This is a genomic window from Nocardiopsis metallicus (assembly GCF_014201115.1).
Lineage (GTDB): Bacteria > Actinomycetota > Actinomycetes > Streptosporangiales > Streptosporangiaceae > Nocardiopsis > Nocardiopsis metallicus.
Genome location: NZ_JACHDO010000001.1, coordinates 5,401,767 through 5,427,487, shown reverse-complemented (window position 1 = coordinate 5,427,487; position 25,721 = coordinate 5,401,767). Strand labels below are relative to the sequence as shown.

General features: G+C 71.6%; 22 protein-coding genes. 12 read left to right on the top strand and 10 right to left on the bottom strand.

Annotation, left to right across the window (positions count from 1 at the left end; genetic code table 11):
- The first annotated feature begins 379 nt into the window (after nt 1-379).
- Entirely contained in the window at nt 380-1,519 is a 1,140-nt protein-coding gene (locus tag HNR07_RS23750; RefSeq protein ID WP_184366863.1) for a hypothetical protein, read from the top strand.
- A 258-nt stretch (nt 1,520-1,777) separates the two neighbouring features.
- Here the strand turns inward: HNR07_RS23750 and HNR07_RS23745 are convergent, their stop codons facing one another.
- From HNR07_RS23745 to HNR07_RS23735, 3 genes are all read right to left on the bottom strand, one after another.
- A complete protein-coding gene (locus tag HNR07_RS23745; protein WP_184366862.1) occupies nt 1,778-3,355 on the bottom strand; it encodes an LCP family protein in 1,578 nt (525 codons plus the stop codon).
- Nucleotides 3,356-3,813: 458 nt separating this feature from the next.
- Nucleotides 3,814-4,488, bottom strand: a complete 675-nt coding sequence (locus tag HNR07_RS23740; RefSeq protein ID WP_184366861.1) for a hypothetical protein — start codon at nt 4,486-4,488, stop codon at nt 3,814-3,816.
- A gap of 365 nt (nt 4,489-4,853) precedes the next feature.
- Nucleotides 4,854-6,041 carry an ROK family transcriptional regulator gene (locus HNR07_RS23735; RefSeq protein ID WP_184366860.1) on the bottom strand — a complete coding sequence of 396 codons (1,188 nt, stop codon included), beginning with the start codon at nt 6,039-6,041 and terminating at the stop codon, nt 4,854-4,856.
- Nucleotides 6,042-6,250: 209 nt separating this feature from the next.
- Between HNR07_RS23735 and zwf the strand changes: the two genes are divergently transcribed.
- The 5 genes from zwf to HNR07_RS23710 all read left to right on the top strand — a co-directional run bounded on the left by zwf (nt 6,251) and on the right by HNR07_RS23710 (nt 11,715).
- Nucleotides 6,251-7,729: a glucose-6-phosphate dehydrogenase gene (gene zwf / locus HNR07_RS23730; protein ID WP_184366859.1), complete on the top strand. Its 1,479-nt coding sequence runs from the start codon at nt 6,251-6,253 to the stop codon at nt 7,727-7,729.
- Entirely contained in the window at nt 7,726-9,585 is a 1,860-nt protein-coding gene (gene edd / locus HNR07_RS23725; RefSeq protein WP_184366858.1) for a phosphogluconate dehydratase, read from the top strand. Before zwf ends, edd begins: the two co-directional genes overlap by 4 nt.
- A 91-nt stretch (nt 9,586-9,676) precedes the next feature.
- Nucleotides 9,677-10,315, top strand: coding sequence for a bifunctional 4-hydroxy-2-oxoglutarate aldolase/2-dehydro-3-deoxy-phosphogluconate aldolase (eda, locus tag HNR07_RS23720; RefSeq protein WP_184366857.1), 639 nt, complete (start codon nt 9,677-9,679; stop codon nt 10,313-10,315).
- A 113-nt stretch (nt 10,316-10,428) separates the two neighbouring features.
- Nucleotides 10,429-11,067, top strand: a complete 639-nt coding sequence (locus tag HNR07_RS36205; protein WP_376769981.1) for an FMN-binding negative transcriptional regulator — start codon at nt 10,429-10,431, stop codon at nt 11,065-11,067.
- A 138-nt stretch (nt 11,068-11,205) separates the two neighbouring features.
- On the top strand, nt 11,206-11,715 hold the full coding sequence (locus HNR07_RS23710; protein ID WP_312893961.1) for a thioredoxin domain-containing protein: 510 nt from the start codon (nt 11,206-11,208) through the stop codon (nt 11,713-11,715).
- A gap of 137 nt (nt 11,716-11,852) precedes the next feature.
- Here the strand turns inward: HNR07_RS23710 and HNR07_RS23705 are convergent, their stop codons facing one another.
- The 5 genes from HNR07_RS23705 to HNR07_RS23685 form a co-directional block, all read right to left on the bottom strand.
- Nucleotides 11,853-12,689, bottom strand: a complete 837-nt coding sequence (locus HNR07_RS23705) for a TetR/AcrR family transcriptional regulator (RefSeq protein WP_184366856.1) — start codon at nt 12,687-12,689, stop codon at nt 11,853-11,855.
- 108 nt (nt 12,690-12,797) lie between these two features.
- Nucleotides 12,798-13,661, bottom strand: coding sequence for an ABC transporter permease (locus HNR07_RS23700; RefSeq protein WP_246420472.1), 864 nt, complete (start codon nt 13,659-13,661; stop codon nt 12,798-12,800).
- Nucleotides 13,658-14,686: an ATP-binding cassette domain-containing protein gene (locus HNR07_RS23695; protein WP_184366855.1), complete on the bottom strand. Its 1,029-nt coding sequence runs from the start codon at nt 14,684-14,686 to the stop codon at nt 13,658-13,660. The genes HNR07_RS23700 and HNR07_RS23695 overlap by 4 nt, the downstream gene beginning before the upstream one ends.
- Nucleotides 14,687-14,883: 197 nt before the next feature.
- A complete protein-coding gene (locus HNR07_RS23690; RefSeq protein ID WP_184366854.1) occupies nt 14,884-16,482 on the bottom strand; it encodes a gamma-glutamyltransferase family protein in 1,599 nt (532 codons plus the stop codon).
- A gap of 64 nt (nt 16,483-16,546) precedes the next feature.
- Nucleotides 16,547-17,407: a BKACE family enzyme gene (locus HNR07_RS23685; protein WP_184366853.1), complete on the bottom strand. Its 861-nt coding sequence runs from the start codon at nt 17,405-17,407 to the stop codon at nt 16,547-16,549.
- 548 nt (nt 17,408-17,955) lie between these two features.
- Between HNR07_RS23685 and HNR07_RS23680 the strand changes: the two genes are divergently transcribed.
- From HNR07_RS23680 to HNR07_RS23665, 4 genes are read left to right on the top strand one after another with little or no spacing between them, the layout of a single operon-like run.
- Nucleotides 17,956-19,029, top strand: a complete 1,074-nt coding sequence (locus HNR07_RS23680) for an alanine racemase (RefSeq protein WP_184366852.1) — start codon at nt 17,956-17,958, stop codon at nt 19,027-19,029.
- Nucleotides 19,008-19,961, top strand: a complete 954-nt coding sequence (locus HNR07_RS23675) for an ABC transporter ATP-binding protein (protein ID WP_184366851.1) — start codon at nt 19,008-19,010, stop codon at nt 19,959-19,961. Before HNR07_RS23680 ends, HNR07_RS23675 begins: the two co-directional genes overlap by 22 nt.
- Nucleotides 19,961-20,728 (top strand): ABC transporter permease, encoded by a 768-nt coding sequence (locus HNR07_RS23670; RefSeq protein WP_184366850.1) that lies wholly within the window; start codon nt 19,961-19,963, stop codon nt 20,726-20,728. The genes HNR07_RS23675 and HNR07_RS23670 overlap by 1 nt, the downstream gene beginning before the upstream one ends.
- On the top strand, nt 20,725-21,528 hold the full coding sequence (locus HNR07_RS23665; RefSeq protein WP_184366849.1) for an ABC transporter permease: 804 nt from the start codon (nt 20,725-20,727) through the stop codon (nt 21,526-21,528). Before HNR07_RS23670 ends, HNR07_RS23665 begins: the two co-directional genes overlap by 4 nt.
- Nucleotides 21,529-21,559: 31 nt before the next feature.
- On the opposite strand, the gene HNR07_RS23660 is transcribed toward HNR07_RS23665, so the two are convergent.
- Complete coding sequence (locus HNR07_RS23660) at nt 21,560-22,177, bottom strand: TetR/AcrR family transcriptional regulator (RefSeq protein WP_184366848.1); 618 nt, start codon at nt 22,175-22,177, stop codon at nt 21,560-21,562.
- A 148-nt stretch (nt 22,178-22,325) separates the two neighbouring features.
- Here HNR07_RS23660 and HNR07_RS23655 point away from each other — a divergent pair, with 148 nt between their 5' ends.
- Nucleotides 22,326-24,011 (top strand): ABC-F family ATP-binding cassette domain-containing protein, encoded by a 1,686-nt coding sequence (locus tag HNR07_RS23655; protein WP_184366847.1) that lies wholly within the window; start codon nt 22,326-22,328, stop codon nt 24,009-24,011.
- A 252-nt stretch (nt 24,012-24,263) separates the two neighbouring features.
- On the opposite strand, the gene HNR07_RS23645 is transcribed toward HNR07_RS23655, so the two are convergent.
- Nucleotides 24,264-24,836 carry a DNA-3-methyladenine glycosylase I gene (locus tag HNR07_RS23645; protein WP_184366845.1) on the bottom strand — a complete coding sequence of 191 codons (573 nt, stop codon included), beginning with the start codon at nt 24,834-24,836 and terminating at the stop codon, nt 24,264-24,266.
- Between the two features lie 247 nt (nt 24,837-25,083).
- Here HNR07_RS23645 and HNR07_RS23640 point away from each other — a divergent pair, with 247 nt between their 5' ends.
- A complete protein-coding gene (locus HNR07_RS23640; RefSeq protein WP_246420470.1) occupies nt 25,084-25,686 on the top strand; it encodes a GNAT family N-acetyltransferase in 603 nt (200 codons plus the stop codon).
- Nucleotides 25,687-25,721 lie beyond the last annotated feature (35 nt).

Below are 25,721 nucleotides of genomic sequence, written 5' to 3'. Positions count from 1 at the left end.
GCGTCCCGCGCGTGCCCTGCTCTGGCCGGCTCCTGAGCTCCATCGCGCCGCACGCAGACCGACCCGGCACGGTTTCTCCAGCCGCACCCGTTCCCAGCCGCACCAGCCTTCCCGGTGACTTCTGGGGGCTGACGTGAGCCCCGCACCTCGACCGCGAGGTTCACGTCAGCCGGTGGTCCGCCAGACCGACCGACTGAATCCGGATCGAACCCACCCGCCCCCACCAGGGGCGCACGGGTTCACCGACCGGAGAGCTCGCCCGTACCACCCTCAGGACCGGCCTCCCCTGGCCAGGGAAACGGTCCGGCGCGACGGGGTACGACACCCGCTCCGTCGCGCCCCCACGAACCGAACACACGCACACTCCGAAAGGACTCACATGTTCCACACCGCCCGTTCCTCAGCTCGGACCCTGCTGCTGGCCGCCGGCACCGCCGGCTTCGTCGCCCTCGGCGCCGGTATCGCCGGGGCCGACACACTCGGCGGTGTCACGGACGGCCTCCCCCTGGGCGACCTGCAGAACCAGGTCCCCACCGCCCTGACCGAAGGCGTCACCACGCCCCTCGGCGACCTCGTCAAGGTCCAGCCCGGCGAGATCTCCGCCCAGCCCGAGCTCCAGCACCAGTCCGCCGAGGTCCAGCACCAGAGCGACCCCGTCGGGTCGATCGTCGGCGACACCCTCTCCACGGACACGCTGTCCACCGACGCCCCGCTGCAGACCGGCGAGGACAACGCCGCCAACGTCGGACCGCTCGACCTGGGGACCGCCACCGAGACCTTGCCGCTCAGCGACACCGGCGGCGCGGTCGACCCCCTGTCCATGCTGCTCGGCGGGACCGGCCTGCTCGACGGTCTGGCCCTGGACGGCGGCGGACTGCCCCTGGGCGGCGGAACCCTCCCGATGAGCGCGCCCGCCTCCCCGGTCAACCTGGAGCAGGGCGCGGCCGTCGTCGACGACACCGTCACCGAACTGGGCAGCCGCGCCGGGACCGGTCTGCACGAGCCCAGCCTGGACGTGGTCGGCCTGGACGACCTGGACGTCGCCCAGATGGGCGAGACCGTTCCGATGAGCGACCCGGTGGGCCTGGACGCCGGTGAGAACGCCGACCTCACCGGCGGTGTGACCACCCTGCTGCCGCACGACCTCAAGGGCACCCTGCCGATGGCCGCCCCCGAGGACCTCGAGGTCGTGGGCGCCGTCGAGGACGCCGTCGACAGCACCGCCGGGGACCTCGGCGACGCGGTCGGGGGGCTGGGCGTCGAGGAGGCCCTGCCGCTGTCCGGCACGGAGACTGACCTGGTCGGCACTGTGCTGTCCGAAAGCGTGCTGCCGGAGACCCCCGGCGGCGACCTGGTCGGCGTCCAGGGCCTGCCCGAGCTGGGCGAGCCCGAGTTCGCCACTCTGCCCCTCTCCGACGAGCTGCCCACGGGTGACCTGCCCGTCGACCTGCCCGCGGAGCTGCCGGTCGAGCTGCCCGGTGCCGCGGAGCAGCCCGTCGACCCGGCATTCGTCAGCTAGTCACCAAGAACGTGCGCCCGTCGGTCGTGGCGGGCGCACCACGCCTCGGGCGGTGAGCGGGACCACCCCCGTTGACCGAGGCGCCGGCGGGAACTGTGGGGGTTCTCCGGCGCGTACCAGCGGGACGGAAGCGTCCCCGCCGCCCGAGGCACCCGCTCTGCTGGGGGCGTACACGCCCTGCCAGGGGCATGAGGAGGCCCCCGCCGCGAACACCCGCGGCGGGGGCCTCCTCCTCGTGTCGGGCGCTTTCCGGCCCCTCTACCAGCCGTCGTCCTCGCCGGTGCCGAAGCCCAGGCCGTCCTGGCAGGGGTTGGAGGTGGCGTCGCGGCCCTCGCCCGGGCGGGCGGAGGGGTTGGACTCGGTCTCGGCGGGTCCCTCGGTGCCCTCCTCCAGCGCGGCCGGGTCGGCCGGGGTGGGCTTGGCCGTCGGCGGCTCCTGCGGGATGGTGGCGTCGTCGGCGGCGAGCAGCGTGGGCAGTGGGCGGTCCTCGCGCACGGCGGCGAACAGCTCTCCGGCGTCCTCCTCGTTCCACATGACCCGGTTGGGGTCGTAGGGCGCCTGGTACCAGGGAACGGTGTGGAACTCGATGTCGGACAGGTCCACGTCGGCCATGGTGACCGCGATGGACAGCATCCGGTCCAGGGTCAGCTCCCGGTCGGTGGCGCTGTGCCGGGCCACCGCCTGGAGGATGCCGTTGAGCTTGGTCGGGCTGCTGAGCACGTCGCCGCTGGTCGCCTGGTCGGCGAGGGCGGCCAGGAACATCTGCTGCCGGTCGATGCGCCCCATGTCGCCGCCGTCGCCGATCTCGTACCGGGCGCGGACGAAGGCCAGGGCCTGCTCGCCGTCGAGGGTCTGCTCCCCGGCGTCGAGGTCGAGCTTGGCACGCCGGTCCTGCATCGGCTCGGGGATGCACATGTCCACCCCGCCGATGGCGTCCACGACGTCGCGGAAGCTGGCGAAGCTCAGGTGGACGAAGTGGTCGACCCGGATGTCGGTGAGTGTCTCGATGGTCCGGATCACGCAGGGCGGGCCGCCGTGGTACAGCGCGGTGTTGATCATGCCGAAGTAGCCGTAGGTGCCGTCGGCCTGCCCGTAGGCGTCGCACTGGGGGAGCTGCACCAGGGAGTCGCGCGGGAAGCTGATCACCGAGACGCGGTTGTCCGGGGAGATGTGCGCGAGCATCAGGGAGTCGGAGCGCTCGCCCTCGAACTCCGTGGAGTAGGCGGGGCTGTCCGCCTCGAAGCCGTCCGAGCCGATGAAGAGGATGTTGACCGCGTCGCTGATCTTGTCCGGCCGCTCATCCTCGCTGAGCAGCGAACCGATGTCGTGCTGCACCATGCCCGAGCGCAGGGAGTAGTAGTAGCCGTAGGCGGTGCCCACCCCGGCGAGCATGATCAGCGCCAGGGACGCCGCGGTCCACAGGACGCCCCGGCGCAGTCGGCTCCGCTCGCGCCTGTTCCCCACGGCGGCGGCCGTGGCGGCCGGGGCCTCGTCCTCCGGTTCCCCGGTGCCCGACCCCTGAGCGTTCGGTTCACTGCTTTCCGGGCCCTCCGAGGCGGTTGCCGGAGTGTCCGCGGCGCTCTCCGCCGGGCGGTCCGCGGTGGTCTCGACCGGCGCGTCGGCGTCGATGACGACGGTCTCCGGACTGTCCGGCCCGTCGGCCCCGGTCACGGCTTCGGCGGCCGCTGGCTCGGCGGAGTCCCCGTCGGTCCTGTCCTGCTCTGCGTCCTGCTCGGCGGGATCCCCCTCGGCCCTCGCAGACCGGGGATCGGGCTCGGGAGTCTCGTCTGGTGTGTGGTCCGCGCCGGAGTCGGCGGAGTTCTCGTCAGCGGGCATCGTGACAATCTCGGTGAGTTCGGACGGCTGGGTGTGCCAACGGCCGGACACCGACCCGGTTGGGTCACGCGTCCGTGTCCGGGTGAGGGCGGAGGTCGCGCGGGGGAAGGGCGCGGGCAGACCGGAATCCTGACCGAAAAGTCGCCGAGGGGGTGTGTCGAGTCCGTGTGGAAAGCCGGGACACCGGCGGACAGGGGTTGCCGAGGACGCCGGAACCCACGCGTGGCAGTGATCCTAGGTGAAGTTCTCTTCGAGTGCGCGTTCGGGTTGTCCATGCGCGCGGTTCCTGACCACAATTGCGCCGCACAATTCCTTCGCCGGGTGGAAGTCGCTGAGGCTTTCCTCTCCGACTGTCTCATCCGTACCCGAGGGAATCACTTCTGACCCGCCGGTGATACGCGGGTTCCTGGCGCTCAAGTGCCCTTCGCCGCACATATCCCGCGTCGTGGCCTGTGGGGTCAGTCGTCCCAGAAGGTGCTCTCCTTCTTCGGATCCTCCTCCTCGGCGGTGGCGCGCCCGCCGCTCTTGCCGGTCGGCTTGGCGGCTGTCTTGGTGCTCTTGGTGGTCTTGCGGGCGGTGCCGCCGCTACCGGTGCTCTTGGCGGTACCGGTGTGGCGCGGGCGCGGGGTGACCGGGCTCTTCTCGATCGGCGCGCTGGGCTTGGGGGCCTCGCCGGAGTGAATGCTCAGGGCCTCCTCCTCCACGCTGAGCAGCTTGCGCATCACGGCGGGTACCTCGGGCAGGCGGTCCGAGCGCAGGTGGGCGCCGAGGACGTCCAGGGCGTGGTCGCACAGGACGCGCTTGGCGCTGGCGGCGCTGACCCCGCTGAGCTGCTCGACCTCGGGGAGGTCGTGTTCGCGCAGCAGGCGGACGACGGCGCTGAGCCGCTCGCGGGTCTTGCGGTCGGTCATGGACATGACCGTGAGCTCCGACTCGCGCAGGAAGTCGGTGTCGTCCGCGGTGCCGTCGCGCTCCGCGATGAAGGCGCTGGTGAGGTTGCGGGCGGAGGTGCGCGTGCTGGTGCGCAGTTCGGCGCGGCGGATCTGGCGGGCGTGCAGCGCGGTCACGACCACGCTGGTGACGAGGCTGATACTGGCGCCGATCACGACCAGCACGACGGTGTTGTCGAGCATGTGTACGGGAGACCTTTCCGGGCGGTGGTCCGCACGGGACATGGCCGCGGGGTTGGTGGGGGCACTGGTGCGGGGTGACGGAGGGCGGGCGAGCACCAGGCGGTACTCGGGTGCGTGACTATTCGGCAGATCAGTACTCGTTGTCAAGTGTCATGACGAACCGGGCGCTCGTGGAAACGGCGCCTTCACAGGTCAGGGCGGGTATGGGCACGGTCGTGGGGATTCGCCCCCTGCCAACGCTTGCCCGGCCCCGATCCGAGTGGACGCCGTTGTCCACAGCCTGTGGACAACGACTCGTTCCGCTTGCCCCTGCCTGTTCCTTTCGGAGTCCCTCTCCGGGCCCTATCCCGGCCCTCTCCCGTGCCCTATCCGGCCAGGAGTTTGTTCACGGCCTCCGGGGAGAGGATCTCCTCGCTGACCATGGCCGCGCAGCCGCGCACCCCGGCGTCGTCCCACAGGGTGCTCGCCACGATCCGCAGCTGCCGGGTGGCCAGGGCGGTGCACTGCTGGAAGACCACCTCGCGCACGCCCGCCACCAGGTGGTCGTAGGCCTCGGACAGGTCGCCGCCGAGCACGATCAGCTCCGGGTTGAGCAGGTTGACCGCGCCCGCGAGCGCCTCGCCCAGCCGCCGACCGGCCTCCCGCACCAGGGTGACCGCTACCGGGTCGCCCTCCGCGGCCAGCGCCACCAGCTCCTTGATCCCGGCGACCTCCCTCCCCTGTTCGGCCGCGCGGATCAGCAGGCGGCGCCCGCCCGCCACCGCCTCCAGGCAGTCGGTGTTGCCGCAGCGGCACGGCAGGCCGCCGCCGTCGCGCACGGGGATGTGGCCGATCTCTCCGGCCGCCCCCAGGGCGCCGCGCAGCAGGTTGCCGCCGGAGACGAGGCCGGCGCCGATCCCGGTGGAGGCCTTCACGAACACCATGTCGTCGGTGTGGCCGTGCCCGCCCGCGATGTGCTCGCCCAGCGCCATCACGTTCACGTCGTTGTCCACGGTCACCGGGACGGGGAAGCGCTCGGCGACCAGCGGGCCCAGGGCCACGCCCGCCCACTTGCCGAGGAAGGGGCGGTCCTCCGCCCGTCCGGCGTGGAACTCCACCGTGCCGGGCAGGCCGACGCCGACGCCGCGGACGTCCTCGGGGGAGCGGCCCAGCTCGCGGATCTGCTCGGACCAGGTGTCCAGGAGCCAGGGCACGGTGGCGTCGGGGCCCAGTTCCATCTGGGGCGAGCCGGGGGTGCGCAGGAGCACCCGTCCGTCGAGGTCGCACACGGCGGCCTGGCTGCGGACCATGCCCAGGGCGGCGGTGAGGATCAGTCCGCTGGCGGCGTTGAACTCCAGGAGCGTGGGCGGTCGGCCGCCGCTGGAGGCGGCGCGGGTCCCCTCGGTCACCAGACCGCCCTCGATCAGTTCGGTGATCCGCAGTGCCACGGACGGACGGGACAGCCCGGTCGCCCGGGCGATCTCGGAGCGGCTGGTGGCGCTGCCGGTGCGGATCATCTCCAGGATGTGGCCGCTGGTGGCGGTGGAGGACAAGCGTCCGGGGGTTCTGGCCATGCCTCATTGAACCATTCACTCGGCGGGGCGCCTGGAAGGCCGTTCACTTATGTAAATTAATGTTCTGAAGTGTGCTGGTCTTTTTACCATAGTGGGATTAGGGTCGAAACCAGACCGTAAGACCCCCGGGCAAGGGCCCCGCGTCCCCTCCGCCCGGCACCCCCACCTCCCATCTCCCTTCCGTACTCCCTCCCGCAGGAGCCAACCGAATGCCGCAGCAGCCCGCGCCCCGCCCCACCGACCTGGTGGTCTTCGGCGGAACCGGTGACCTGTCCATGCGTAAACTGCTCCCCTCCCTCTACCTCCTGGACCGCGACGGTCATCTGAGCGGGGAGACCCGGGTCATCGCGGTTTCCCGGGACGGTCTCACCGATGCCGACCTGCGTGACAAGGCCGCTTCCGCCGTCCGCGGCCACAGCGCCGTCCAGGTCGTCGAGCCCGACGTGCTGCGCCGTTTCCGCCGCCGTCTCTCCCACGTGACCGTCGACGTCGGCGGGGACCCCTCCGGCTGGGCCGACCTGGCCGCCGCGCTCACACCCGGCCGCGACCGCGTCTTCTACCTCGCCGTGCCGCCGATGATCTCCGGCGCCATCTGCCGCGGGCTCCAGGACGCGGGGCTGGTCACCCCCGAGTCCCGCGTGGTGATGGAGAAGCCCCTGGGCCGCGACCTCGCCTCCGCCCAGGCGGTGAACGACGAGGTCGGAGCGGTCTTCGAGGAGTCCCGCACCTACCGGATCGACCACTACCTGGGGAAGGAGACCGTGCAGAACCTGCTCGTGCTGCGGTTCGCCAACGTCTTCCTCGAACCCCTGTGGAACTCCCGGTGGATCGACCACGTGCAGATCACCGCGGCCGAAACGGTCGGCGTGGGCGGTCGGCGCGGCTACTACGACTCCTCCGGAGCCATGCGCGACATGGTGCAGAACCACCTGCTCCAGCTGCTCTGCCTCACCGCCATGGAACCCCCGGCAAGCTACGACCGCGATGCCGTACGGGACGAGAAGCTCAAGGTCCTGCAGTCCCTGAGACCCATCCCCGCGGCCAAGGTCGCCGAGCACACCGTCCGCGGCCAGTACACCAGCGGCACGGTTCAGGGCGAGGACGTCCTCGGCTACCTGGACGAGGCGGGCGGCCCGCCGGTCAGCGACACCGAGACCTTCGTGGCCCTGCGCGCCGAGGTCGCCAACTGGCGGTGGGCGGGCGTCCCCTTCTACCTGCGCACCGGCAAGCGCATGGAGCGCGCCCGCTCCGAGATCGTCATCCGCTTCCGCGACGTCCCGCACACGATCTTCCCCGGGGCCGCCGCCGCGTCCGGCGCGGGCAGCCTCGTCATCCGTCTCCAGCCGGACGAGGGCATACACCTCACCATGCTGACCAAGACGCCCGGCGCCGGTGCGCTGCGGCTGCGGCCGGTTCCGCTGGAACTCAGTTTCGCCGACACCTTCGCCACCCGCTCTCCCGAGGCCTACGAGCGGCTCCTGATGGACGTGTTGGCCGGGGACTCCACCCTCTTCATGCGCCGCGACGAGGTCGAGGCCGCGTGGCGCTGGGTGGACCCGATCATCGAGGCCTGGCAGGGCCTCGGCACCGCACCCGAGACCTACCCCGCCGGAAGCTCCGGTCCCGCAGGAGCACAGCGGCTCATCGGCCGCACCGGCAACACGTGGCACGAAGAGGAGCAGGCATGACCGCGCACACCCCCAGCACCTCCGACAACGGCACCCCGGGACCTCGGTCGAGCGTCCACCCGGTGATCGCCGAGGTCACCAGGCAGCTGACCGAGCGCAGCGCCGACACCCGCGCCGCCTACCTGGCCCGCATCCGCGAGGCCGTCGGCCAGGGCCCGGCCCGCACCTCCCTGGGCTGCGCCAACCTCGCGCACGGCTTCGCCGCCTGCGGGGTCGGCGACAAGCTCTCCCTGGCGGGGGACGTCACCCCCAACCTGGCGATCGTCTCCGCCTACAACGACATGCTCTCCGCACACCAACCGCTGGAGACCTACCCGGCCGTCATCAAGAAGGCGGTCGGCGAGGCGGGCGGCGTCGCCCAGTTCGCCGGCGGCGTGCCCGCCATGTGCGACGGCATCACCCAGGGCCGCGCGGGCATGGAGCTGTCCCTCTTCAGCCGTGACGTGATCGCGATGTCCGCCGCCGTGGCCCTGTCCCACGACATGTTCGACGGCGCCCTCATGCTCGGCGTGTGCGACAAGATCGTGCCCGGCCTGCTCATCGGCGCCCTGTCCTTCGGGCACCTGCCGACGGCGTTCGTGCCCGCCGGTCCCATGCGCTCCGGCCTGCCCAACAAGGAGAAGGCCCGGGTCCGCCAGCAGTTCGCCGAGGGCAAGGTCAACCGCCGCGAGCTGCTCCAGGCCGAGTCCGCCGCCTACCACTCGCCGGGCACCTGCACCTTCTACGGCACCGCCAACTCCAACCAGATGCTCATGGAGGTCATGGGCCTGCACCTGCCCGGCGCCAGCTTCGAACAGCCCGGCACCCCGCTGCGCGAGGCCCTCACCGCGGAGGCCGGGCGCCGCGTGCTCGGGCTGACCGCCCTGACCGAGCACCACACCCCGGTCGGCGAGCAGATCGACGAGAAGGCGATCGTGAACGCCGTGGTCGCCCTGCTGGCCACCGGCGGCTCCAGCAACCACACGCTGCACCTGGTGGCCATCGCCCGCGCCGCCGGGATCCAGCTCACCTGGGACGACTTCGCCGCGCTGTCCGAGGCCGTGCCGCTGCTCACCCGCATGTACCCCAACGGCGCCGCCGACGTGAACCGCTTCCACGAGGTGGGCGGCATGGCCTTCCTCATCGGCACCCTGCTGGACGCCGGTCTGCTGCACGAGGACGTCCGGACGGTCGCCGGTCCCGGGCTGGACCGCTACCGCAAGGTGCCCCGGCTGACCGAGGACGGCGAGCTGGTCTGGGTGGACGGACTCGCCGAGAGCGCGGACAAGACGGTGCTGCGTCCGGCCGGTGACCCCTTCGCCCCCGACGGCGGACTGCGCATGCTGGAGGGCAACCTCGGCCGCGCCGTGATCAAGGTGTCCGCGGTGGCGCCCGAGCGGCACGTGGTGGAGGCCCCCGCGAAGGTCTTCGCCGACCAGGCCGAACTCCAGACGGCCTTCGCCGCCGGTGAGCTGACCGGGGACTTCGTCGCGGTGGTCCGCTTCCAGGGGCCGCGCGCCAACGGCATGCCCGAGCTGCACAAGCTCACCCCGCCGCTGGCGGTGCTCCAGGACCGGGGCCAGAAGGTCGCGCTGGTCACCGACGGCCGCATGTCCGGTGCCTCCGGCAAGGTGCCCGCCGCCATCCACGTCTCGCCGGAGGCCGAGGCGGGCGGCCCGCTGGCCCGGGTGCGCGACGGCGACGTCATCCGGCTGGACGCGGTCCGGGGCACACTGGAGGTCCTGGCCGACCTCGGCGACCGCGAGGAAGCCCGGCCCACGGTGGACTCCTCCGCCGGGACCGGCCGGGAGCTCTTCGCCGCCCTGCGCGGGGCGGTCGGCCCGGCCGAGAGCGGCGCCGGGGTCTTCGGCCACTGAGCCGCGCGACCTTGGCCGGGCCCTCGCGAGCCGAGCCGTCGCACTCTTTCCTTCCCGCCCAGCCTTTCCCACTGAGTCTTTGGAGACAGCCATGACGACGACCCCCCGCTCAGGCGCGGACGTCCTCGACCTCGCCCCGGTCATGCCCGTGGTGGTGGTCGAGGACGTCGAGCACGCCGTGCCGCTGGCCCGCGCCCTGGTCGCGGGCGGCCTGCCCGGTATCGAGGTGACCCTGCGGACCCCGGCGGCGCTGTCCGCGATCGAGCGGATCGCCCAGGAGGTGCCCGAGGCCGTGGTGGGCGCGGGGACCGTGGTCAACGGCGAGCAGGCCGGGGCCGCCGCCAAGGCGGGGGCGCGCTTCCTGGTCAGCCCCGGTTGCACCCCGGAGCTGGCCCGGGCGATGGCCGACACCGGGCTGCCCGCCCTGCCGGGGGTGGCCACGGTGTCCGAGGCGATGGCGCTGCTGGAGCTGGGGCTGACGGAGCTCAAGTTCTTCCCGGCGGAGGCGTCGGGCGGGGCGAAGTTCCTCAAGTCCCTCACCGGTCCGCTGCCGCAGCTGAAGTTCTGCCCGACCGGCGGGATCACCGCCCAGAGCGCCCCGGACTACCTCGCGCTGCCGAACGTGGGCTGCGTGGGCGGCAGCTGGTTGACCCCGGCCGCGTTGGTCGGGGAGGGCCGCTGGGACGGGATCACCGAACTCGCCCGGGAGGCGGCGGCGCTGGCCCGTTGACCTGCTCCGCTCGATCCAGTGGAAGCCCGGAAGGACTCCTGGGATAGTATGTGTGACTCTGCATATTTATTCCATGGGTCCTTCCGTGCTGATCCACCCCGTGGGACGCGGCGATCGACGACGCCCAATGGCGCGCGTGGATCGCCCGGGGCCGCGACTTCGGGCAGCTCGCCGTCAACGGGGCCGACGGCGCTCCGCCCGTGGTCGTGCCCACCCGCGCCGCCCCGGCCCAGGGCGCCCTCCTGGTCCACCTGGCCCGCCCGAACCCGGTGTGGCGGGCGCTGGAGGAGGGGGACCCGGTCACCTTCACGGTGATCGACGACTACGCCCTCGTGCCCGGCCTCTGGCGGGCACCCGAGGGCGCCGGCCCCCTCGGCGTGGTCCCACCAGCTACTACTCGGCGGAGCGGTTCACCTGCCGGGCCGAGATCGTCGACGAACCGGCCGCCGGGGCCGCGCTCCCCACCCGCCAGCTCGCCCGCTTCCAGCCCGGGGACGACCACGCCGCGGTCCTCCCGGGCGGCTCGCCCCGCGGTCGGATGCCCTCCGGGATCCGCGGCCTTAACCTGCGCGTGGCGGAGGCCGCGGCCGAGTTCGAGCACGACGATCACCGCCCGGCGGCCCCGCGCGGGGGAGGTCGCGGACCGGCTCGCCGAACGGCGCGGGCGCGGCGCCGGGGCGGCCCGCCCAGCAGCGGCGCCGGATTCAGGCCCTTGGCCCCTGGGGAAGCCGGGACTGATGTTCTCCCCGTGAAGGATGACCGCATGGTGATTTGGGTGCATACTGCTTGCCTCGCGGTCCGGGCGCCTGGTCGCCCGATCCACGCGTCATACCCCCCACACAAATTTCACAATGAGGTGCAAAATGGGCATCACGGTAAACCGTTCGCCCGTGTTGACCGCTGTCGCGGCCGTCTGCCTCGTGCTGACGGCCTGCGGAGCCGACCCCGAGGACACCGCTGACGCGGCCGCCCCGTCCCCCGAGGCCTCCCAGGAGATCAGCCGGGCCCTGCTCTTCGAGGCCGAGACCACCAGGGGCGAGGCCTTCGAGGGCCGGAGCCTGGCCGAGACCACCGCCCTCCTGTGGTTCTGGTCCGACGGCTGCGCGGAGTGCGTCTCCCAGGCGCCGCTGGTCGTGGCCGCGGCCGACAGGCACGACGACATCGATTTCTTCGGACTGGCCGGGCGCGGCGAACCCGACGACCTCCTAGAGTTCGAGATGACGCACGGGCTCGACGCGCTGCCCAACATCGTCGACGAGCACGGCCTCATCTGGGCCGGGTTCGGGGTGATCAGTCCGCCCACCCTGGTCTTCGTCCGCCCCGACGGGACCCACAGCACCGTCCCGGGATCCATGACCGAACACGAACTGGAGCTGGCCATCGACGAGGAGCTCGGATAGGGGAGAGCCGCGGCTGCCCGGAGTGCCAGCACGCGTCCGGGCCGCACGACAGCGCCACCCGCGGGTCCAACCGGTCGTCCGGGCAGCCCGGATCCCGGCCGGTCCCGGGCGACGACCGGGCGGTGCGCCGGACGGACCTAGGTGGCCGGTCGCGCGGCGGGGCCGCAGGCGCCCGGGGGACCGGTGGCGGGGGCGGCGGAGTCCGCGGGACGCTCGGCGGAGCGGGCGTCGACCAGCACCTGAACACCGTCCAGGACCCGCTCCAGGCCGAAGGAGAACTCGTGGTCCGGGTCGTAGACCGCCTGGTGGGCGGCGCCGACGGCCGAGCCCACCCGGGAGGCGACCGGGTACTGGGAGTCGTCGATCAGGGCGGCCAGCAGCGGGTCGTAGGTCCGCCACCACTGCTCGTCGTCCATGCCCGACTCCCGGGCGACCTGCTCCGCGCCCAGGGTCTGCCGGGCGGTGCTCTCCACGTAACCGTTGACCAGGTTGACCGTGGAGTCCATCTCGACCTCGCTCAGGCCGAGCCCGTCCACGGCGGAGAGCTCGTGGTCGTACTTGGCGATGAGGTTCGGGCCGAGCAGACGGGTGGTGATGGTCTGGAGGATCCACGGGTGGCGGATGTAGAGGTCGCGGTTGGCGTTGGCGATCCGGCGCAGCCGCTCCCGCCAGCCGCCGGAACGATCGCCGGAGTCCAGGTCGGCGTAGGCGGCGTCGACCATCAGATCGATGAGCTCGCCCTTGCCCGGCACGTAGGTGTACAGCGACATCGTGCCCACCCCCAGGGCCTCGGCGACCCGGCGCATGGACAGCGCGGCGAGCCCTTCGGCGTCGGCGATCTCCGTGGCGGCCAGCACGATCCGGTCGACGCTCAGCCCGGGTCTGCCCCGGCGGCGGCTCGCGGGCTCCTGGGTGCGCCACAGCAGGGCCAGGCTGCGCGCGGGATCGCCACTCTTGCTGTGCTGCGGGGGCATCGGTCCGTCCCGGTGGTGGGTCCGTAGGGCGTACGGGTCAGTGTACGCCCGCACGGACCCGCCACCGGGGCTCGTCGGCGGGGACGGGGCCGGGCGTCAGGGGAAGGGTCAGCCGCTGAGGTTGCGGTACCGGTGCACGCACAGCGGAGCGAACACCGCGACCAGCAGCACCGGCCAGACCACCGCCATCAGGAGGGCGTTCTGGGTGATCCAGGAATCCCCGGCCACCGCCGGGTTGCCGAACAGCTCGCGCGCGGCCGCCACGGTGGAGGACATCGGGTTCCAGTCCGCTACCGCGCCCAGCCACACCGGCATGGTCGCGGTGGCCACGAAGGCGTTGGACAGGAAGCCGATCGGGAACTCCAGGGTCTGGATGAGGGCGATACCGCCCTGGCCGCGCATCACCAGGCCCACGTAGATGCCGATCCACACCAGGGCGAACCGCAGCAGGAGCAACAGCCCGAACCCGGCCAGGGCCGCGCCTGCGCTCCCGTGCCACTGCCAGCCGACCAGCATCCCGAAGCCGATCAGGATGACCAGGGTGACCGTGGACCGGAGCATGTCCGCCAGGCATCGGCCCACCACCACGGCGGAGGAGGCCATCGGCATCGACCGGAACCGGTCGGTGACCCCGCGGGTGGAGTCGGTGGTCACGGCGGTGACGGTCTCGCCGAGGCCGAACACCATGACCATCGCGAACATGCCGGGCATGAGGTACTCGGTGTAGTCCCCGCCGCCGGGCACCGACATGGCACCGCCGAGCAGGTAGACGAACATCAGCACCATGAGGACCGGGAAGAGCAGCCCGAAGAGCAGCTCCCAGGGCTGGCGCAGCCAGTGCAGGACGTCGCGCCGGGCCACGGTCCAGCCGTCGGCGGCCGCCCAGCCCAGCCGGGCCAGGGGACCGGACGGCCGGACCGGGGGCAGGGTCGGGAGGGCGGGCGGGGCCGTGTTGGGGGCGGTGCCGTTCATCGCTGGACCTCCGTGGTGTGGGAGCTGGGCTGGTTCGCGCCGGTCTGACCGGCGCCGGGGGCGCCGCTGGTGTCGGCGGCGGTGCCGGAACCGGTCAGGTGCAGGAAGACCTCGTCGAGGCTGGGGCTGCGCAGGACCACGTCCGCCACGGCCACGCCGCTCTCGTCCAGGGCGCGCACGGCCCGGGTCAGGGAGGCCGCCCGGTCGTCCACCTCGGCGCTGAGCCGCCGCTCCTCCGGAGCGGTGCGCACGGTGTGCCCGGTGGCCCGCCCCACCAGGGCCGCGGCTTCGGCCAAGACGTGCTCGTCCTGCACGACCACGTCGATCCGGTCGCCGCCGATCCTCGACTTCAGCTCGGCGGGCGTGCCCTCGGCGATCACGCGCCCGGTGTCGATCACCGAGATCCGGTCGGCCAGCTGGTCGGCCTCCTCCAGGTACTGGGTGGTGAGCAGGACGGTCGTACCGCCGCCGATCAGGTCGCGCACGGCGGACCAGACCTCGTCGCGTCCGCGCGGGTCGAGGCCGACGGTGGGTTCGTCGAGGAACATGACGGGCGGGCTGAGGATCATCCCGGCGGCCAGGTCGAGCCTGCGCCGCATTCCGCCCGAGTAGGTGCTGACCGGGCGTTTCCCGGTGTCGGACAGGCCGAAGCGCTCCAGCAGCTCGTCGGCCCGCCGGGCCGCCGCGCGGCCGCCCAGATGGTAGAGGCGGCCGAAGAGCTCCAGGTTCTGGCGGCCGCTGAGGATCTCGTCGACGGCGGCGTTCTGGCCGACCAGCCCGATCCGGTAGCGGACCTGGGCGCCCTGGGTCGCCACGTCGTGCCCGGCGACCTCGGCGGTTCCCTCGTGCGGGCGGAGCAGGGTGGTGAGCACGCGGACCGCCGTGGACTTCCCGGCGCCGTTGGGCCCCAGCAGTCCGTGGACGGTGCCCCGGCCGGCCGACAGATCGAACCCGCGCAGGGCCCACTTGTCCTTGAACCTCCGTCCGAGTCCGCGCGCGCTGACGGCGGTGGGCGTGGATTCCATGGGATCCCTTCCGTTCGTACTTCGTACAGTACGGTGTACGGAAAGGGGAACGCGCAGCCCCGGCCAGATAATTCCTTATGGCCTAAAGTTTTCTGATGTTTCCTGTCGGTGCAGGTCAGGATGGGTGATACGAAGGGCGCCCGCCCGGAAACGTCCCGGACGGGCGCCCCTTGTGCCCCCGACTGCGCTCACGCGCCTCACCAACCGACGGTCAGGCCCTCGTGTCTGCCCTCGTCGAGCCCCCAGGCGCAGGTCCGGCCGCGTTCGAGCACACGGACCACCCCGCCGACGCTCGCCTTCGGTACGACCTCGTGCCCCCGGGACCCGAGCTCGGCCACAGTCCCGGCGTCCATGGTGTCGTCGACCCTGAGCTGCGGTTCCATCGCGGCCTCGACCTTGTCGCACCCGGGGTAGTGGGTCCACCTCGGCCGCGAGAGCGCCTGGAGCGGGCTGACGGAGTCCTCGATCAGACCGAGCAGGACCTGGGCGTTCCACTGGGTCTGCCCGTCACCCCCGGGTGTGCCGCCCAGCCAGCGCAGGCCCTCGGGGCCGGAGGAGCTCCACGGGAAGATCGTGTTGACCGGTCTCTTGCCCGGGGCGCAGACGTTGGGGTGTACGGGGTCGATGGTGGCGCTGCGCCCCAGCCGGTTCCCGAGGAACAGGCCCAGTTCCGGCACGCCGATACCCGACCCGAACCCCAGGCCGAGGCTCTGCACCCAGCTGACACCGTTGCCCTCGCGGTCCAGGACGGCGAAGTGGGAGGTGTCCCCCTCGCTGTAGTGGCCCAGGCAGCTCGACGGACTCCGCTTGTCCGGGTCCACACCCGAAGCGAGCGAGGCGAGCAGCGCCGGGTCGAGCGGGTCGGTGAAGCCGACGAACTCCGGGTCCCCGAACTCCCTGAGCCGCCACCCGTACGTCTGGTCGATGATCTCGGCGAGCAGGTGGATCATGTCGGGGCGATCCGAGCTCTGGCCGCGGGACAGGGACCTGTACAGGGCCAGGTTCTGGAGGAGCAGGGGGCCCTGGGTCGGGGCCGGGGTGGTCGCCACTCGGTACTGGCCCAGCCGCACTGTCGCGGCGGGCTCCACCCGCGCGTGGTCGACGAGGAGGTCCGCGCGCGCGATCAGCCCGCCGAGCTCGTCACTGACCGGGGTGATGGCGTCCGCCAGTTCGGCCCGCAGCGTCTCGGGGGTCCGGTGCGCGGAGGCGACCATCGAGTACAGGGCGGCCAGTCCGGGCTGGCGCAGCACGGAGCCGACCGCGTCCGGGGACCCGTGCGGCTCGTACAGATCACGGAACCCGGGCTGTTCGAGGGCGGCGAGGTTGTCCCGGGTCCACCGGGCCACCTGGTCCGTGACCGCAACCCCGGACACGGCGATGTCGATCGCGGGTTCGAGCAGCCGCTCGAAGGGGAGGGTGCCGTACTCGCGGTGCAGCCGGTACCACCCGTCGATGAGCGCGGGTGTGGAGAGTGAGAGGGCGCCGGTCGCGGGCACGGTCGTCAGGCCGCGGCTCCGGTACGCCTCGGGCGAGGCCCCGGCCGGTGCCCGGCCGAGAGCGGTGAGACTGACCGGCTCGTCCTGTCCGGCCCGGTGGAGGACGGCGACCCCGTCCCCGCCGGGACCGCAGGCCATGGGCAGGGCCACCGTCAGTACCGCCGACGCGGTGATCGCCGCGTCGAAGGCGGTGCCGCCCTCCCGGAGGACGTCCAGGGCGGCGAGTGTCGCCGGCGGGCTGCCGGTCGACACCATGCCGTTGCGGCCCCACCGCTGGCGGTCGCGCAGGATGTCCCTCACCGTGTTCCCACCGCCGCGCACTCCATTCCGTTGGCCCGTTCGTTGGTCCGCTCGCCGATACGGTTCATGCCGGGTCCCGCTTGACCGGGGCGAGGCCGATGAGTTCCCTGGCCTCGACCGGGCTGGCCGGTTCCCGCCCCAGCTCCGCGGCGATCCGGACGACGCGCTCGACCAGACGGGCGTTGGTCGCCGGAGCGCGCTCGGACCAGTCGTAGTAGGGATTGTCCTCGAGCCCGACCCGCACGTGGCCGCCCAGGGCGAGAGCGGCGGTGTTGGCGGCCTGCTGAAAGCGCCCGATGCCCGCGAACGCCCAGGTGGCTCCGGCGGGCAGCGCGGCGAGCACGGCGGCGGCGTTGGCCGCGCTCAGGCTCGCCGTCCCCTTGGACCCGAACAGGACGTTGCAGTAGTAGGGCGGCTCGAGCACGCCCCGGTCCGCCAGATGGCGGGCGTAGTCGGCCATACCGGCGTCGAAGATCTCGAGTTCGGGGACGATCCCCCGCTCGTTCATGGCCGAGGCCAGCCCGACGATGGTTTCGGGACTGTTCACGGAGGGGCCGGTGGGGAAGTTCATCGACCCGAGTGTCAGGGAGGCCATCTCGGGTTTCACCTGGCCGTCCAGGTCCAGCACGGCGCTTCGCTTCGCCAGCTCCGACCAGTTCCGTCCGCTCGTGGTCACCACCAGAACGATGTCGGGGACCTCGGCGACGACCGCTTCGCAGATCTCCCGGAACCGCTCCGGCCGCCAGGTGGCCTCCTCGTCGTCGTCCCGCGCGTGCAGGTGGGCCACGGAGGCCCCGGCGTCGTGGCAGCGGCGGACGTCGGCCGCGATCTCCTCCGGGGTGATGGGGACGTGCGGGACCCTGGCCTTGCGGGGCACCATGCCGGTGGGGCACAGGTTCACGATGAACTTGTCGGGTAGCGACACGAAAAAATTCCTCACATGACCTGCGGAAATGATCTGCGAAAAAGGATTTGCCAAGCGGCAGAAAAAATGCCGCCGCGCCTTCGGGCTGCGATTTCTGGGAAGTCGCTCTCTGAGGTTCGGTGAGATATGGCCTTTGGGAGGCTAACGGACGGGGCCGGGGCGGTCCAGGTCATGTGACTCACATCACAGTCACTTGTTCGGTTCGGATGGGGAAAGTAATGTTTCGGCTGCGGTCGCCCTGAATTTCTTTGTCGGCCTGCTTGTGCTGGGGAATCCCGATGTCTGGGATCTGGCTCGGGGTGCGCAATGTGAATGAACGTGCGCCCCGCGCATGCGGGTGGGGCGATGGCAAGTCCGATTTTTCAACCGGAAGGGGTCTCCCTATGTGCGTTTCCACTGTTGTCAAGTGCGTTTCCACCGTCTAAGTCGGTGAGATACCCGCTCCCCGGGCGGTGACGTGCCGGGGAGCGGCGCTCTGTCCGTCCGCGCTTCCCCGAGGACCCACCGCCGTGAGCCGCAGCACCCCCCAGATCACCGTCGACCTGCCCGTGGCCGAGCGCAACATCCGACGCTTCCACGACCTGGTCCACCGTGCCGGAAAAACGGTTCGTTCCCACGTCAAAGCGCATCGCAGCTGGGAAATCGCGGATGTGCAGCTGCGGGCGGGGGCCGTGGGGATCGTGTCCCAGAGCACCCCCGAGGCCATGCGCTACCTGCTGCGGGGGGCCGGGGACATCGTTCTGGCACGCCCCCGGACCGAGGCATGGCGGCTGCCGCGGATCGCGCGGTTCGCGGCCTACGCCGCGGCCGTCAGCGGTGGGCGGGCGTCCGTTTCCGTGCACGTGGCCGACCGGGACGCCGTTTCCGCCCTCGCCGCGGAGTGTGCGGCGCTGGGAACAGAGATCGGCGTCCGGATTGATGTCGCCTTTACCGCTGGCCGGGGCGTCCCGATTGACATGGCTCTTGGCCTGGCGCGACATATTCACCGCACACCCGGAGTGCGGCTCGACGGCGTCAGCGGATACTGGGGCCCCTCGACAAAAGATGATCTTGATCGGATCGCGAAAAACAGTTTCGAAGTTTCTGATTCTCTCGTCGAGGTCGCCGAAGATGTGCGATCATCTGGTATTCCCTGTCCGGTGGTGTCGGTGAGTGGAAGCGTGAACACCGCCGCCGCCCTCGCCACCCCGGGTGTCACCGAGATATGTTCGGGAGCTTATGCGCTTTATGATGCGGGAACAGCGGCCATCGGTCTGTGCGACCTCTCGGACGTGGCGCTCAGGGTGCGTGCCCGTGTGGTCGGGACCGCCGGCTTCCGGGTGCGTACCGACGCCGACGGACTCCTCGCGAGCGCCTGCCATGACTGGGACCCCGGCCTCACCGCGACACGCGTCGACGGAACGCCGCTCCGCGCCTCGGACGTACGGGTCGGGGAGTTGGTGGAGCTGCTGCCCGCGCACACCTGCCCGCTCATGCCCGGCGTGACCTCCGTGGTCGGGGTGGCGGAGGGCCGTGAGCAACGGGTGTGGTCACCGGTCATCGCCCCCGAACTACGCGAAGAGGACTTCCCCGCACCCGTGGAACAGACCGAGGAGGACGCATGGCGCAGGACTTCGCCGTAGAGGCCAGAGGTCTCAGGCGTGTCTACGAACGCCGGGGCGGATCACCCGTGGTCGCGTTGGACGGGCTGGACCTCCAGGTGCGCCGGGGAGAGGTGCGCGGGCTGCTCGGACCCAACGGGGCGGGCAAGACCACCCTGTGCAAGATCCTCTCCACCGTCCTGCTGCCCTCAGGGGGGACGGCGTCGATCAACGGCCACGACGTGGTGCGGGAGACCGCCGAGGTGCGGCGCACCATCGGTATCGCCTTCGGTGGTGAACGCGGTCTCTACACGAGGCTGACCGCACGCCAGAACCTCATGTACTGGTCGGCGCTGTACCGGCAGCGCACCCGGCAGGCCCGGGTCAGGGTGGCGTACCTCCTGGACCGGATCGGCTTGGCGGAGAAGGCCGACGAACGGGTGGAGACCTTCTCCCGGGGGATGAAGCAGCGCCTCCACCTCGCCCGCGCCCTGATCGGGAACCCCGGGGTCCTGCTCCTGGACGAGCCGACCATCGGCATGGACCCGGTGGCCGCCAGGGACTTTCGCGCCCTGGTCGCCGAACTCCAGGGCGAGGGGCGGACGGTACTGGTCACCACACACGACATGGCGGAGGCGGAGGCGGTGTGCGACCGGGTCACCCTCATCGACGGCGGTCGGCTGCTGGGCACCGAGGAACCCCGGACCATCGGCGGGTGGCTCTCCGCGCACGAGCGGGTGATCGCCGCGGCCGTCCCGTCGCACGTGGTGGCGGAACTGCGCGCCCTCCCCGGGGTGGCACAGGTGCTCTCGGAGGGGGACCGGACCATCGTGGAGACCAGCGTCGAAGGCGCCGGGGGACGGGTGCTCCGGCACCTGGTCGACGCTGGTGTCACCGAGGTCTCCACCGGACGCCCCACCCTGGAGGACGTCTACCTCCACGTCATCGGTGACCGGGGGCTGAAACTCCGGTGATGGTCGTCCTCGCCGCTTCCGTTCGGCAACAGCTCCTGATGTTCCGCCGGAACCCGGAACAGCTGATGGCCCTGGTGAACGCGCCGCTGCTCACGCTGGCCTTCCTCGCCATCATGCGCCATGCCGAACGCCCGGACCTGGAGGCGTACGCGATCCTCGGACCGGCGGTGATCACCGTCTGGTCCATGGCGCTGCTGGTCTCGGGAGAGCTGATCGACGGTGAGCGCGCCAACGGCACCCTCGACGCCATGATCGCCGCCCCGGCGCCCATCGGGCTGACCGTTCTGGGCCGGGGCGCGACGGTCACCGCGGTGAGCATGCTGTCACTGCTGGAGTCCGTCCTGGTGGCCCGGGTGGCGTTCGGGGTGGGCATCGGGGTCGAACACCCGCTGTTGTTCACCGCGACCCTGCTGGCCATGGCACTGGCGATGGCCGGAACCGCGGTCGTGATGGCGGCGGTGTTCGTCCTGCACCGCTCCGCCCGCATCTTCCAGAACTCCCTGTCCTATCCCTTCTACCTTCTGGGGGGAGCGGTCATCCCGCCCGAGTTCCTACCGCATTGGCTGCAACCGGTGACCAAGGTGATCTTCCTGTCCTGGGCGACCGACCTGCTCCGTGACTGCCTCCGACCCGAAGCGGTGGAGAACGTCGCTCCGAGGCTGGGGATGGTGCTCCTGCTCGGCGCCGTGGGGTTCGCGGCCGGGATCCTGTTGCTGAACAGCGTGCTGCGCAGGGTGCGCCGCACAGGTGAGGTGAGCCTCGCATGAGCGCCATCCGGGACTCGGCGCGCGTCCTGCGCTGGTCGGCGACCAGCGCCCTGGCCGACCTGCGGGCGTTCTACACGTGGAAGACCTGGCTGTTCGGCTGGCTGACCCGCATCCTGTGCCAGGTGGCGTTCTTCGCGCTGATCGGGGCCATGTTGGACTCCCCGGACCGCACCGCCTACCTGCTGGTCGGGAACGCGGTGTTCGTGGGGGTCACCGCCACGATGTTCGTGTGCGCCTCAAGCAGCTGGGAGCGGATGGCGGGCACCCTCCCCCTCCTGATCGCCTCCCCCGCGCCGCCCTTCCTCGTCTTCGCCGGACGCAGCGTGCAGTGGCTGGCGGACGGCCTGGCCTGCGCGGTGATCTCGTTGTTCCTGCTCGCCCCGGTCTTCGGCGTGCACCTGCCGATGCCGGCCGCGCTGTTGGTGGTCCCGCTGATCGCCCTGACCTATGTCTCGGTCTACTCATTCGGGCTGGTGCTGGCGGGCCTGGCGTTGCGCGTGATGCACGTGCGCAACCTGATCGGCAACGTCGGCGGGTTGATCCTGATGGTGGTCTGCGGGGTCCAGGTGCCGGTGTCCTTCTGGCCCCCGGCGGTCGAGTTCGTCGCGCAGGGCCTGCCCCTGACCCACGGGTTGGGCGCCGTCCGCGAGCTCCTCTCGGGAGCCTCCGGCGCGGTGGTCGCCCGCCTCGCCCTCCTGGAAGCCGCGGTCGGGGCCGTGTGGTTCTGTGTCGCCGCCCTGACCTTCCGCCACCTGGCCGAGTCGGGCCGACGCGACGGCAGCATCGAGTTCGGCGACTAGGGCGTGGCCCGGCCGCTCGGGCCCGCTCCTCTCACGGACCGGGGACGAAGGCCCCCTCCGCGGCGGCGTCGGCGGTGATCCGGGCGGTGCGGCGCAGGTCGGCGGGGGAGACGGGCTCACGGCTGACCAGCAGGCGGTAGTAGACCGGTGCGACCGCCGAGCGGACCACCTCCTCGGGGTCGGTGCCCTCCGGGGCCTCGCCCCGGGCGATCGCTTCGGTCACCACCGCGGCCGAGCGCCGGTGCCGGTCGGCCATGAAGCGGCGCAGGGCGCCGGCGACCGCCTCGGACTCGAAGGCCGCGGCGACGGCGGCGGCCGACACCTCCCGCTCGGGTGCCTCGGTGAAACCCTGCGCCACCGTCTCGGCCAGGGCCAGCAGATCCGTGTGCAGCGCCCCGGTGCGGGTGGGCTCCCAGTCCTGGTCCGCCGACCAGTCCAGGGCGGCCCGCACCAGCCCGTCCACGCCGCCCCAGCGCCGGTAGACGGTGGCCTTGTGGACCCCGGAGCGGGCGGCCACGAGGTCGACGGTGATCGCCCCGTACCCGTGTTCGCCCAGTTCGTCGAGGGTGGCCTGGAGCACGGCGACCGTGTTGCGCGCCGTGCGGCCGCCGGGGCGGGTGCTGCCCGGGGCGGATTCCTGGGAACTCATAACGCGACTCTCGTTGCATTTGTGGTCTGGATGTGTCATCGTTCTATTGCGACATTAGTCGCATCAGTACATCCGAAGGAGGAGTTCGTCATGGGCCCGCGTCGCTCGACCCAGCGTCCCCAGCCGTCCACCACCTTCGGGAGACCCTTTGTCACACGCCGTCGTCTGTACCGGGATCGGCCTGACCTGGCCTGACGGAACCGTCGCGCTCTCCGGCCTGGACGCCGCCCTCGGCGCCGGGCGCACCGGCCTGCTCGGCCGCAACGGCAGCGGAAAGTCGACCCTGCTCAAGCTCATCGCCGGGTGCCTGACCCCGACCGCCGGGACCGTCACCGTCAGCGGGGACGTGGCCTACCTCGACCAGTCACTCACCCTGGCCACCCACAGCACCGTCGCCGAACTCCTCGGTGTGGACCGGGCTCGCCGCGCCCTGCGCGCCATCGAGGCGGGGGAGGCCACCGAGGCCAACTTCGCTCTGGTGGGTGATGACTGGGACATCGAGGAACGGGCCCTGGACCAGCTCGAACGCTTCGACGTGCTCCGTTCAGGAGACCCCTCCCCGCTGGACCGGCGGGTGGACGGGATCTCCGGGGGAGAGGCCGTCCTGACCGCCCTGGCCGGGATCGCCCTGCGCCGCCCCGACATCACCCTGCTCGACGAACCCACCAACAACCTCGACCGACAGGCCCGGAGCCGCCTGTACGCGGCGATCGAGTCCTGGCCGGGCGTGCTGGTCGTGGTCAGCCACGACCGGGAACTCCTGGAACGGGTGGACCGGATCGCCGAACTCCGGGGCGGCCGGCTGCGCGTCTGGGGAGGCAACTTCACCGCCTACGCGGAACAGCTCGCCACCGAACAGGAGGCCGCCCGGCGCATGGTGCGCGCCGCCGGCGCCGACGTGCGCCGGGAGAAGCGCCAGCTCGCCGAGGCCCAGGTCAAACTGGCCCGACGGGTCCGCTTCGGCCAGAAGAAGTACGACACCAAACGCGAGCCGCGCGTCATCATGAACCAGCGCAAACGCCAGGCCCAGGTGGCGGCCGGAAAGCACCGGGCCACCCTGGAGGACAGGCTCGCCGAGGCCCGCGAGGACCTCGACCGGGCCGAGGAGAGGGTCCGCGACGACGCGAGCATCCGGATCGCGCTCCCCGGCACCGAGGTTCCCGCCGGACACGACGTCCTGGAGCTCCACGAACTGGAACCCAGTGCGGGGCGACTGTACCTGCGCGGGCCCGAGCGGGTGGCGGTGGTCGGGCCCAACGGGTCGGGGAAGACCACCCTGCTGCGCATGATCGTCGAGCGGGCGGCTGGAGCACCCGCGGGGGCGGTGGCCCACGGGCCGCCGGTGCGGGTCGCGCACGTCACCGGCCGGGTCGGCTACCTGCCACAGCGGTTGGATGTCCTGGACCCCGGGCTCAGCGTGCTGGACAACCTGCGTGCCGCCGCGCCCTCGGCCGGTGCGCAGCGGATCCGTGCGGGCCTGGCCCGCTTCCTGGTCCGGGGCGACAGGGTGGACCAGCGGGCGGGGGATCTCTCCGGTGGTGAGCTGTTCCGGGTCTGCCTGGCCCGCCTGTTGCTCGCGGATGCCCCGCCCCGCCTGCTGATCCTGGACGAGCCCACCAACAACCTGGATCTGGACAGCCAGCGTCAGCTCGCCGAGGCCCTCAGCGCCTATCGGGGCGCGCTGCTGGTGGTCAGCCACGACCACGCCTTCCTCCGGGAGGTCGGAGTGACCCGGTACTGGTCCCTCAGCCGAGGCGCTCCACCGGAGGAAGCGGCCCTCACCACGCTGGGACAGCCTCCTCACGGATCCCCTGAGGAGGAAGCGGGACAGTGATCGACCAACACACCCGAGGAAGCCAGACCCGTCCGGGGAAGGACCGAGCTCCCCCGGGGCCGGCGGGTGAACTCCTCGGCGTGTTCGGGGCGCGGGTGAGGGTGCGTACCCGGTGCCCGGCGTCGATCAGTTGACGGACGATCTCGCAGCCGACGGTGCCGGTGGCCCCGGAGACGAGGAAGCTCATGGCGCAATCTTTCCGTAGTACGTACAGTACAGCGTACGGAAAGGCTCGGGTATTCGGCGGAGCGCTCAGGTGCGCTTGGCCGGGCAGCCCGTCAGGTGGTCGTCGACCACACCGGTGGCCTGGAGGTAGGAGTAGACGATCGTGCTGCCCACGAAGTTGAACCCGCGCTTCTTCAGGTCCTTGCTCAGCCGGTCCGAGAGGTCGGTGGTCACCGGGACCTCCTCCTGTGCTGTCCAGTGGTTGACGATCGGGGTGCCCTCGACCCAGCCCCACAGGTAGGCGTCGAAGCTGGCGAACTCCTCGCGTACCCGCTGGAAGGCCTGGGCGTTGCGCGCGGCGGAGGCGATCTTGAGGCGGTTGCGGATGATGCCGGGATCGGCGAGGAGCCTGTCCTCTTCGGTCTGCCCGTAGGAGGCGATCCGCTCGAAGTCGAAACCGTCCATCGCGCGCCGGTAGTTCTCGCGTTTGTTCAGCACGGTGGACCAGGACAGACCGGCCTGGGCGCCTTCCAGCACGAGCATCTCGAACAGGTGTGCGTCGTCGTGCGAGGGGCGCCCCCACTCACTGTCGTGGTAGTCGGTCATCAGCTCGGACGTGTTCCGGGCCCAGCCGCAGCGGCGGTCCTCGGTGTCGGTCACGGGGTACTCCTCGGTGCGGTGGCTCGGGCGGGCGCCCCCATCGTCCCGGAGTCCGGTGACGGTCGGCTGCGAGACCGGCGGGGCGCGGGAGGGCGAATACTCGTTGCGGCGGCGGGGTCAGGGGATAAGGATGGAAAGGTGACAGACACCGACAACACCTCCCGGGCCACGACGCACCGACGCCTCCGGCCTCGCGTCCACGTCCTCTTCCGACCGCGCCGGCGGCCCCAGAACCCGACTCGTGGAGATGACCGAACCCGTACTCGCCGCGCTGGCCGAAGGGGACACGGAGACGGCCGGTGCGCTGATCGGCACCGAACTGGGCGCACACTTCGCCAGCGAGGAGATGCGCTGGCTGAGCCGCTACCGGCTCGGGCAGCTCCGTGCGGTGCCCAGCCGGGCGGGCTGGCTGGCCAACGTGGTCGTGGACGCCGACGACGGCCGGGCGGTGGGCCACGCCGGTTTCCACGGCCCGCCGGACGAGCGCCGGATGGTGGAGATCGGTTACTCCGTGGTCCCTGAACTGCGCCGTCGCGGCTACGCCCGGGCGACCCTGGCCGAGCTACTCCGCAGGGCCGACGCCTCCCCCGAGGTCGTGACGGTCCGTGCCTCGATCCGACCGGACAACACCGCCTCGCTCGCCACCATCGCCGGGTTCGGGTTCGAGCGGGTGGGTGAGCAGTGGGACGACATCGACGGCCTGGAACACATCCACGAGCGCCCCTCGCCGAGGCCCGGCACCGGCACGGAATTCGGTTTCGGCCTCCACGACGCGCAGATCTCGCTGCCCCCGGACGGTGAGGACGAGTGCCGGGCCGTCGCGCTGGTGGCAAGGGGGCCCGAACACTGACACCGCACCCGTTGTCCCGAAGCGCACGCACCTGG